The organism is Streptomyces regalis (assembly GCF_001509475.1).
In the GTDB taxonomy this organism is placed as follows: Bacteria; Actinomycetota; Actinomycetes; order Streptomycetales; family Streptomycetaceae; genus Streptomyces; species Streptomyces regalis.
The window spans coordinates 1-10,310 of record NZ_LLZG01000094.1; the positions used below are offsets into that span (position 1 = coordinate 1).

10 protein-coding genes and 1 rRNA gene are annotated in these 10,310 nt (G+C 67.6%); all 11 read right to left on the bottom strand.

The genetic code is table 11. From position 1 onward, the window contains the following. The coding region (locus tag ADL12_RS15045; RefSeq protein WP_062702564.1) for a DNA polymerase IV at positions 1–1,433 on the bottom strand (1,433 nt) is incomplete at its 3' end. A 60-nt stretch (positions 1,434–1,493) separates the two neighbouring features. Then, entirely contained in the window at positions 1,494–2,141 is a 648-nt protein-coding gene (locus tag ADL12_RS15050; protein ID WP_079052051.1) for a MerR family transcriptional regulator, read from the bottom strand. 266 nt (positions 2,142–2,407) lie between these two features. Further along, on the bottom strand, positions 2,408–2,881 hold the full coding sequence (locus ADL12_RS15055) for a bifunctional nuclease family protein (RefSeq protein ID WP_004002801.1): 474 nt from the start codon (positions 2,879–2,881) through the stop codon (positions 2,408–2,410). Between the two features lie 85 nt (positions 2,882–2,966). Further along, the gene (gene ftsR / locus ADL12_RS15060) at positions 2,967–3,704 is read right to left on the bottom strand and encodes a transcriptional regulator FtsR (protein ID WP_062702569.1); all 738 of its coding nucleotides are present in this window, start codon (positions 3,702–3,704) and stop codon (positions 2,967–2,969) included. Positions 3,705–3,745: 41 nt separating this feature from the next. Continuing rightward, positions 3,746–4,651: an FHA domain-containing protein gene (locus ADL12_RS50370; protein ID WP_079052052.1), complete on the bottom strand. Its 906-nt coding sequence runs from the start codon at positions 4,649–4,651 to the stop codon at positions 3,746–3,748. A gap of 61 nt (positions 4,652–4,712) precedes the next feature. Then, complete coding sequence (locus ADL12_RS15070; RefSeq protein ID WP_062702573.1) at positions 4,713–5,549, bottom strand: DUF881 domain-containing protein; 837 nt, start codon at positions 5,547–5,549, stop codon at positions 4,713–4,715. Between the two features lie 5 nt (positions 5,550–5,554). After that, positions 5,555–5,887, bottom strand: coding sequence for a small basic family protein (locus tag ADL12_RS15075; protein ID WP_003988855.1), 333 nt, complete (start codon positions 5,885–5,887; stop codon positions 5,555–5,557). Next, positions 5,884–6,795, bottom strand: a complete 912-nt coding sequence (locus ADL12_RS15080) for a DUF881 domain-containing protein (RefSeq protein WP_107119920.1) — start codon at positions 6,793–6,795, stop codon at positions 5,884–5,886. Before ADL12_RS15080 ends, ADL12_RS15075 begins: the two co-directional genes overlap by 4 nt. A gap of 95 nt (positions 6,796–6,890) precedes the next feature. Then, positions 6,891–9,386 (bottom strand): mannose-1-phosphate guanyltransferase, encoded by a 2,496-nt coding sequence (locus ADL12_RS15085; protein ID WP_062702576.1) that lies wholly within the window; start codon positions 9,384–9,386, stop codon positions 6,891–6,893. 115 nt (positions 9,387–9,501) lie between these two features. Next, positions 9,502–10,110 (bottom strand): cardiolipin synthase ClsA, encoded by a 609-nt coding sequence (gene clsA / locus ADL12_RS15090; protein ID WP_062702578.1) that lies wholly within the window; start codon positions 10,108–10,110, stop codon positions 9,502–9,504. A 109-nt stretch (positions 10,111–10,219) separates the two neighbouring features. Continuing rightward, positions 10,220–10,310: ribosomal RNA gene (rrf, locus tag ADL12_RS15095) — 5S ribosomal RNA — on the bottom strand; the annotation flags it as partial.

Consider the following 10,310-nt stretch of genomic DNA (forward strand, 5'->3'; position numbering starts at 1 on the left):
CCACGCGCCTCCGGCAGCCCGGCATCCCCCGTCCCTAAAGCCCCAGCAGTCCCAGATCCACGAGGTTCCCCAATTCCCCCGGCCACTCCAGGTCTCGTCCGCACCAACGGCAACGGATCCGCCGCCTCCAACCCGGGATCGTCGACCCGAAACGTCCGCACCCGCCCCGGCTCCGACGACTCAGGCGTCTCGAACCGCACCGTCACCCGCCCGAGCCCGCTCCCCTGCACCCACCCGTGCCCGTACTCGGCGTGCCGCACATCGTGCCCCGCAGACCACCGCCGCTCGACAGGCGCAGCCTGCGGCTCCTCTGCAGGCTCCTCCTGACCACCCTCCGCCTCGGGGTGCTCGACCTGCTCCCCCGCCGTCTGCGCGAACAGATCCTCCTGCGTGTAGTCGGCCAGCCCGCTGACCCCGACCCCCAGCAGCCGTACGCCACCCGTCGTGTCCACGGAGTCCAGCAGCCGTGCCGCGGCCTCCCGCACCACCGCCGGATCGTCCGTGGGCCCACGCAGCGTCTCGGAGCGGGTCAACGTGGAGAAGTCGTACCGCCGCACCTTCAGCACGATGGTCCGCCCGGACAACCCGGCCCCACGCAACCGCCGCACACAACGGTCGGCCAGCCGCTGTACCTCGAGGCCCACCCGGACACGATCGTGGATGTCCACGTCATACGTGTCCTCCACCGACACGGACTTGGCCTCCCGCTCGGCCACCACCGGCCGCTCGTCGTGCGCCAGCGCCATGGCATACAAGGCATGCCCGTGGGCCTTGCCCAGCAGCCGGACGAGCTCGTCCTCACCCGCCTCGGCGATCTCCTCGACCGTGTGGATCCCGGCCCGCCGCAGATGGTCCCCCGTCGCCGGCCCCACCCCAGGCAGCGTCCGCACGGACATCGGCCCGAGCATCGCCCGCTCGGTCCCGGGCTCGATCACCACCAGCCCATCGGGCTTGGCCTGCTCGGAGGCGATCTTCGCCAGCATCTTGGACGCCGCCAGGCCCACCGACCCCGCGAGCCCGGTGGCCGCCCGTATGTCGGCGCGCAGCTTTGTCCCGACCAGTCGCGCGGACCCCTCGTCCCAGGCCGCTCCCCCGGCCTCCAGATCCACGAAGGCCTCGTCCAGGCTCAGCGGCTCCACCAGCGGCGACAGCTCCCGCAGCAGCGCCATCACCTGCTCGCTGATGTCACGGTAGATCCCGAAGCGCGGCACAAGATACGCGGCATTCGGCGCCAGCCGGCGCGCCTGGGCCATGGGCATCGCCGAGTGAACCCCGAAGACCCGAGCCTCATAGGAGGCGGTGGCGACGACTCCCCGCGGCCCGAGCCCGCCCACGATCACGGCCTTCCCGCGCAGGCTCGGCTTGGATGCCTGCTCCACCGAGGCGTAGAAGGCATCCATGTCGAGATGCAGGATCGTGGGCGCGTTTCTCACATCTCCGATGCTGCCTCACGCCACTGACAATGCCCTGCTACGACCGCCGGGCCGTCGAGCTCAGACCGCCCGGTTACGTCGCCGGGCCAGCTCGTCCGCCGGATTGGGCCCGACCAGCGTCTCCCCGGTGTCGATCCGCTCCCCGTGCAGCTGCGACAACGCGCTCTCGACGTCCCGCCACACCACACCCACGGCGATCCCGAAGATCCCCTGCCCACCCTGGAGCAGCGCATGGACCTCGTCCGGCGAGGTGCACTCGTACACCGTCGCGCCGTCGCTCATCAGCGTCATGCGCTCCAGATCACAAAAGCCCCGCTCCCGCAGATGCTGCACCGCGGTACGGATGTTCTGCAACGACACACCGGTGTCGAGGAACCGCTTGACGATCTTCAGGACGACGACGTCCCGGAAGCTGTAGAGCCGCTGGGTCCCCGACCCGTACGCGGGCCGCACGCTCGGCTCGACGAGGCCGGTGCGCGCCCAGTAGTCCAGTTGCCGGTACGTGATGCCGGCGGCCGCACACGCCGTCGGACCGCGGTAGCCGATCTGCTCGGTCTCCATGGACGCCGCCCCTCCGCCGCTGCTCGGCACGGCCGTCGGTCGCTGCGTAGCGTGATCGGCCGCGCTGCCCTGAAGCGGGTACGGACCGCTCGACCCGAAACTGCGTCCGGGGGCACCCCCAGCCGTACCGTCGCCGCTGCTTCTCACGCCGACCTCCGTCCTTGACCTGCCTTCTCGACGGTAGGCAGTCACCAGGGGTGCGTCAACGATCGCCACACTCGGCACGCCGAGTGATAATCACCCTAGGAGTGGTTTCCCGCACCCCACCGCGGGGAAAGGCTAGCCGAATGCGCTCGGAGCAGGGCGTAGGACGCTCGCGCTCGCCGCTGGCAAATACCGGCATTTGAGCCGTAACCGACTGTGGGCCGCACCACCACGGACCGCGAGGTCCGCCGGGCCGCCGCCCGCGCCGCTCACTGACTGCTGGTGCCGAAGTCCTCGGGCGAGATCTGGTCGAGGAACTCGCGGAACTTCTCCACCTCGTCCTCCTGCTCGTCCGGGATCGCGATGCCCGCGTCGTCGAGCACCCCGTCGCTGCCGTAGATCGGCGTTCCGGTGCGCAGAGCCAGCGCTATGGCATCGGACGGTCGGGCGCTCACCTCGACGCCGCTGGCGAAGACCAGCTCGGCGTAGAAGACGCCCTCACGCAGGTCCGTGATGCGTACTTCGGTGAGCTCCTGGCCGACGGCCTCAAGCACGTCCTTGAACAGGTCGTGGGTCAGCGGTCGCGCGGGGGCCATGCCCTGCTGGGCGAAGGCGATGGCCGTCGCCTCCCCCGGCCCGATCCAGATGGGGAGGTAGCGGTCGCCTCCCACTTCGCGCAGGAGCACGATCGGTTGGTTGGAGGGCATTTCGACCCGGACACCTACGACATCGAGCTCGTTCACACAGCAACCCTAGGCCGTGCCCGGGACGTTTGGGTAGTCGGGCCGAGAACGGGTGGCCGATCCGCCCTTCATGTGCATGCGCCGCTCAGGGCAGCCGTACCCCGAGAGCGGTCTGCACCAGCGCGGCGTGCAGTTTCACCGTAAGCCCCGCGAGCTCCTTGGCACGGGCCTCCGCATGTGCCCTGGTCTGCGGATTACGGTGCCGCCTCAGCGGGGCCACGACCTGGTCCACGAGCCCGGCCTCACGGTCGGCGGCGCCCTTCATCACCCGCAGATGCCTGGGCTCGATCCCGAAGCGCCCCAGCTCGGCGACGAGCGAGGCCACGGTGACCGCCTCCGCGTCGTACGCCCCGTCCGGCAGCGGAGTGATCAGCCCGTACGACTCCCACTCCTCGAGCTCCTGCTCACCGATCTCGGCGGCGGCGAGCAGTTGCGCCCGCCCGATCCGGGCCGCCGTGGGCCTCTCGGCCGCCTCCAGGACCGCTTCGCCGTCGCGCTGACGGCTCAGGGCCGGCAGTGGTGCGGCCTCTCCGCGTCCCATGGCGTCCAGGTGCTCACGGATCACCTTCAGCGGCAGGTAGTGGTCCCGCTGCATCCTCAGTACGTGTCCGAGCCGCTCGACGTCCTGCGCACTGAACTTCCGGTACCCCGAGGGGGTCCGCTGCGGCTCGACGAGGCCCTCCGACTCCAGAAAACGGATCTTGGAGATGGTGATGTCAGGGAATTCCTCACGCAGCACGTTCAGCACCGTGCCGATGCTCATCAGCCGACTGTCCGTGGCGGCGATGCCGTGCCCGGCACCGCCGCTCGGTGATTTCAGCATGGACCTTCCCTGGGTCTCCCCGGACGGGCTCCGGGGGAGGGTCAGTAGCCCCGCTGGCTCGCGTAGAACACCAGCCGGTACTTGCCGATCTGCACCTCATCACCGTTGTTCAGAGCGACCTGGTCGATCCGCTCCCGGTTGACATACGTGCCGTTCAGACTGCCGACATCGGCCACCGTGAACGAGCCGTCCGGGCTGCGACGGAACTCCACGTGCCGACGCGACACCGTCACATCGTCCAGGAAGATGTCGCTCTGCGGGTGCCGCCCGGCGGTGGTCAGATCGCCGTCCAGGAGGAAGCGGCTGCCCGAGTTCGGCCCCCGGCGCACCACCAGAAGCGCAGAACCCAGCGGCAGTGCATCGACGGCCGCCTGGGCCTCGGGAGACAGCGCCGGAATCTGCGTCTGCCCGGTGGCCTCGGCGTCGTAGGCCTCGAGGCCGGAAATGGAGATCGTGGAGGTCGTCTCGGACGGACGCTCGGGGGCCGCACCGGCCCGCAGCGGCGCGCCGCAGTTGGAACAGAAGCGGCTGTTCTCCGCGTTGCGGTTACCGCACCTCGTACACACCAGGGCCGACATCGGGGAAAACCCTCCACCCGTACTTGAGGTTGACGGTTGTCCGAAACCTATGCCGCCGGACTGGGCAGGGTCAACTGACGGCGCGCCCTGACCTCCGGGAATGTCACCGCCCGACCCAGGCACCTGGTCCCTGAACAGCGGGCGCTGGCCTTCCTCGTCCCCCTGTGCGCGATGACGAGCGGTCGCGTTGTCGCTGCCCTCTCGCGCGCTCTTGCCGAACAACTTCGCAAACAACTTCACGGGCGATTCCCCTTGACCGAAACAGACCCGCCCGTGGGGCAGGACGAACCCTGACTGCACTCTCTGACCGACCCGGACACCCTCACAACGTCCGTCTCCACCAGACAGTTTCCACCACGCACCACCCATTCGGTGCGCCGACCCCCCGCAACCTCATGCCCTCGCCGGACGTCCCCCATGCACCGCCGGTTCACTGGGAGGACGACCGAGCGTAGTCAGGCCGCTTCGCTGCTCGCAAGGCGTCCACGACGATCTTGTCCGACCGCTCGATGGTCACGGTGGCCTGCTCCTTCTCGAGAGTCTGCACCACGCCTCCAGGGATGTTGAGCGCTGGTTCGAGGTCCTGCGGTTTGCCGATGACCTTGAAACGATAGGGCGCGTTGATCTTGTTCCCGTCGACGCTCACGCTGTTGCCGGAATCGGTCAGATAGGTGCCTGCGACAACGCGTACACCGTTCACCTGAATCGCCTCCGCGCCGGCCGCACGCAGCTCCTGGATCGCGTCGAGCAGCATGTCCGCCTCGACCGTCCCCTTCGTGTCGTCGATGGTCATCGTGATGCCGGGTCCCTGTGCGGCCACCGTGCCCGCCAGAATGCCGAGTTGCTTTTCCTTCTCGACCGTCTGCTTGCGAGCCTCCTCGGCCTGGTTCGAACTGTTCTCCAGTTCGTCGCGCTGCTTCTCGAGACCTTGCTTCTCGTCCTCAAGACGCTGAGTACGGTCATCCAGTTCATCGAGGATGCGAACGAGATCTTCCTGACGTGCGCCACGCAAGGCACTGTCACCGTCACTGTTCGAGGCGACCTGGACCGCCAGCCCGAAGCCGAGGCCGAACAGCAGCAGAGCAACGATGAGTTGGGCCCGGGTCACGCGCGGCGGCCACAGCCCCTTCGCCAGCCGCTGCCGCCCGGTCAGCTCGCTGCGCTGCTCCTGCGGGGCGTCCACGGCCTCGGACGCGCCGCCGACCGGCACCTCCTCGGGCAGCTCCTTGCGCAACCTGTTCTCGGGTGTCTCGTCGTGGTTGCTCATCGGCCTCACGCCCGGAACACGTGCCGGCGAATCGCCGCGGCGTTCGAGAAGATGCGGATGCCGAGCACGACGACGACACCGGTGGACAGCTGGGCGCCCACGCCCAACTTGTCGCCCAGGAACACGATCAGCGCGGCCACGACCACATTGGACAGGAACGACACGACGAAGACCTTGTCGTCGAAGATCCCGTCGAGCATGGCCCGCAGACCTCCGAAGACGGCGTCGAGAGCCGCCACGACGGCGATCGGCAAGTAAGGCTCGACGACCGCCGGAACCTCCGGCCGGACCAACAGTCCGGCCACGACTCCCACGACGAGGCCCAGTACGGCGATCACGATGTGCCCTTCTCGGTTTTCTCGGTGTTCGGCTGTGCTGTACGTACGATCACACTCGGTGCCGCGGGCAACCGGAGGTCGTCCTGTACGGAAATGCTGGTCCTGACCCCGAAGTTCTCCTGCAGGGCGTGCAGATACAGCCCGTCGGCGCTGTCCTGGAACCTGGCACTGAACTGCTCCCCGTCCCCCACCGCGAGCACCGTGTACGGCGGAACCAGCGGCTTGTTGTCGACCAGTATCGCGTCACCCGCGGCCCTGATCGCCGACAGGGCCGTCAGGCGCTGCCCGTTGATGGAGATCGCCTCGGCGCCCGACTCCCACAGCCCGTTGATCACACGCTGCATGTCGCGGTCGCGCACCCGCCCGGTGTCGGAGAACCCAGATGTCCCGCGCGGGTCGCCGTCGCCGCCCGTGGAAGCTTCCTTGGCGTCGTTCACGACCAGCTTCACACCGGGCCCGTGCACCTCGACAGCGCCCGCCAGGATGCCCACGAGCTCCGCCTGGTCACTGTCACCGGTCGTCTTCAGCGCCTCGCGCTGCCGCGCGCTCACATCGTCGCGCAGCTTGTCGACGCTCTCCTCCAGCTTCTCCGCCGCCTCGGTCTCCCGGTCAATGCGGTCGACCAGCTCCTCGCGCTCCTTGGCCATGACAGGCGCCGCGACCCGCGCCTGCGCCGCTCCCACAGTCACCACAAGCGCCGCGAGTACCAGACCGGCGGCAAGCCCGAGCTTCGCCCGCAGCGTCTTGGGCAGGCCCCCGTCGCCTGCGGCCTTCTTCCGTTCGGCGGCCTCGGCGTACCCGTCGTCGAGGCTGTGGTCCATCACGTTGGTGAGCAGCGACATGGACGCGTCCGGGCGCGAGGGGCGCGTAGGTGTGCTCCGAACGGGGGGCTGCGGCATGCCGCACATCGTCGCACGTCGCGGCCGATACCTCCGAATGGCCCCACCGGCGTGCCGGACAGGCCCACGAGGGGCTTGTCCGGCACGCGCGCGTGCTGCGTGTCTCAGCGGCCTGCGCTGTCCACGACCGCCGCCCACTCGTCGAGCAGGGCCTGCGCGGACGCGTCGTCCGGCCCTTCGGCCCACAGATGGGTGACCGCCTCGGCCGGGTCGGGCAGCACCATCACCCAACGCCCGTCGGTCTCCACGACCCGAACACCGTCGGTCGTGTCGACAAAGCGATCCCCGGCCGCCTCTACGACCCGCCGCATCACGAGGCCCTTGACGGCCCAGGGAGTCGCAAGATCCCGCTTGATGACGTGCGCTCGCGGAATCCGCGCGTCGATCTGGCTGAGCGTGAGCTGCGTCCGCGCCACCAGCCCGATCAGCCGTACGAAGGCCGCCGTACCGTCGAAGACACTGCTGAACTCAGGGACGATGAAGCCGCCCCTGCCGTCACCTCCGAAGATCGTCGTGTCATCACGACCGACCCTCGTCAGATCATCGGGCGAGGTGGTCGTCCACTCCACCTGCGTCCCGTGGTAGGCCGCCACCTGCTCGGCGATCCGCGTGGTGGTCACCGGCAGCGCCACCCGCCCGCTGCGCCGCTCCGCGGCCACGAGGTCGAGCATGACAAGCAGAGCGCGGTCGTCCTCGACGATCCGCCCCTTCTCGTCGACCAGCGACAGCCGCTCACCGACGGGATCGAACCGCACTCCGAACGCCGCCCGCGCGGACGCCACGATCTCCCCGAGCCGCACCAACCCGGACCGCCGTGTATCCGCCGACTCCGTGGGCCTGGACTCATCGAGACCGGGGTTGATGGTCAGCGAGTCCACACCGAGCTTCCCGAGCAGACTGGGCAGCACAAGCCCCGCGCTGCCGTTCGACGCGTCTACGACGACCTTCAGCCCCGACTCCGAAATCCCGGTCGTATCGACGTTGCGCAGCAACGACCCGGTGTAGGAGTCGAAGACACTGGCCGGGAAATGCAGGTCCCCGATCTCTCCCGGGAACGCACGCCGATACTCCTGCCGCGCAAAGACCCGATCCAGCTTCCGCTGACTGCCCTGCGACAGGTCGGCGCCCTGCCCGTCGAAGAACATGATGTCCACGGAATCCGGCACCCCGGGCGTCGTCCGAATCATGATCCCGCCGGCACTGCCCCGCGCAGTCTGCTGCCGCGCCACGGGCAGCGGTACGTTCTCCAGGTCCCGTACGTCGATGGCGCTGGCCTGCAGCGCCGAGATGACCGCCCGCTTCAGCGCCCGGGCACCCCGGGAGTGGTCGCGGGCGGTGGTGACCGTGGCCCCCTTCTTCAGGGTCGTCGCATAGGCACCGGCGAGGCGAACGGCGAGTTCGGGCGTGATCTCCACGTTCAGGATTCCAGAGACGCCACGGGCGCCGAAGAGATGCGCCTGCCCCCGCGACTCCCAGATCACCGAGGTATTGACGAAGGCTCCGGCCTCGATGGTCTTGAACGGGTAGACGCGAACATTGCCCTGGACGATCGATTCTTCACCGATCAGACACTCGTCACCGATGACCGCGCCGTCCTCGATCCGGGCGGCACGCATGATGTCGGTGTTCTTCCCGACGACGCAACCGCGCAGATTGCTGTGCTGCCCGACATACACGTTGTCGTGCACGACAGCCTTGTGCAGAAAGGCACCGCTCTTCACGACCACGTTCGAGCCGACGACGGTGTGCTCCCGGATTTCCGCACCGGCCTCGACCTTGGCGTAGTCCCCGATGTACAGGGGCCCTCGGAGAACGGCGTCGGCATGCACCTCGGCGCCTTCCGCCACCCACACACCCGGCGAGATCTCAAAGCCGTCGAGCTCGACGTCGACCTTGCCCTCCAGGACGTCGGCCTGCGCCTTCACATAGCTCTCGTGAGTACCGACGTCTTCCCAATACCCCTCTGCGACATACCCATAGACCGGCTTACCCTCCTTCATCAGCTGCGGGAAGACATCGCCGGACCAGTCCACGGGCACGTCTGCCTCGACATAGTCGAAGACCTCGGGCTCCATGACATAGATGCCGGTGTTCACGGTGTCCGAGAAGACCTGCCCCCAGGTCGGCTTCTCGAGGAAGCGCTCGACCCGGCCTTCCTCGTCGACAATGGTGATGCCGAATTCCAGCGGATTGGGCACACGCGTCAGACAGACGGTGACCAGTGCGCCCTTTTCCTTGTGGAAATTGATCAGCTCGGTGAGGTCGAAGTCGGTCAGGGCATCACCGGAGATGACGAGGAAAGCATCGTCTTTCAACGCCTCTTCGGCGTTCTTGACGCTTCCGGCGGTACCGAGTGGCTTCTCCTCATTGGCATAGCTGAGCTCCATTCCGAGCTCTTCACCGTCACCGAAGTAGTTCTTGACCAGAGAGGCCAGGAACTGAACAGTTACGACGGTCTCACTCAGCCCATGCCTTTTGAGCAGCCGCAGAACGTGCTCCATGATCGGCCGGTTGGCCACCGGCAGGAGCGGCTTGGGCATGCTCGAGGTCATGGGGCGAAGGCGTGTGCCTTCGCCTCCGGCCATCACGACGGCCTTCATGTCGGAAGCGTCCTCCTCTAAGAGACGACGGTCTAGCCGACTTCACCCGTCCAGATTGTCCCGCACTTTTCCGCCGCGGGCCATCGAGCCGCTACGCCCGTTTCAATCGGCGAGTTCAATCGGCCATGGCGTCCGCACGAACGAGGCGGCGGACCTGTACCACGTAGAGGACTCCTGCCCACCAGTACAGCGTTGTACCCCATCCGGCGAACGCCCATCCGAAAATAGCAGCGAGTGACGGGATCCAGCCAGTTCCGTCACTGAGCAGCAACAGCGGGAAGGCATACATCAGGTTGAACGTAGCCGCCTTCCCAAGGAAGTTCACCTGCGGCGGCGGATAGCCATGGCGCCGGAGGATACCCACCATCACCAGCAGAACCAGTTCTCGCGCCAAAAGTACAGCGGTCAACCAGACTGGCAGAATCTCGCGCCAGGTGAGGCCGACCAAAGTCGAGAGAATGTAGAGCCGGTCGGCCGCGGGATCGAGAAGCCGGCCGAGGCTGCTGACCTGGTTCCAACGCCGCGCGAGCTTGCCGTCCAGGTAGTCACTGACGCCGCTCAGAGCCAGCACCAGAAGCGCCCAGCCGTCACTCTTAGGCCCACCGAACTCGGGCCTGAGGATCAGCCACAGGAACAGCGGCACCCCAACGAGCCGCGCCATGCTGAGGATATTGGGGATGGTGAGGACCCGGTCCGTCTGGACACGGGTCTCCTGGACCTCCACCCGGGGGCCTCCTGTGGGAAACGTACCTACGATGCTCCCTGACCCTACCTCAACGCAAAAAAGCTCTGGCCCTCGGGCTGCATGCCCAAGAGCCAGAGCTCTAAAAGGAGTTCGGCGGCGTCCTACTCTCCCACAGGGTCCCCCCTGCAGTACCATCGGCGCTGTAAGGCTTAGCTTCCGGGTTCGGAATGTAACCGGGC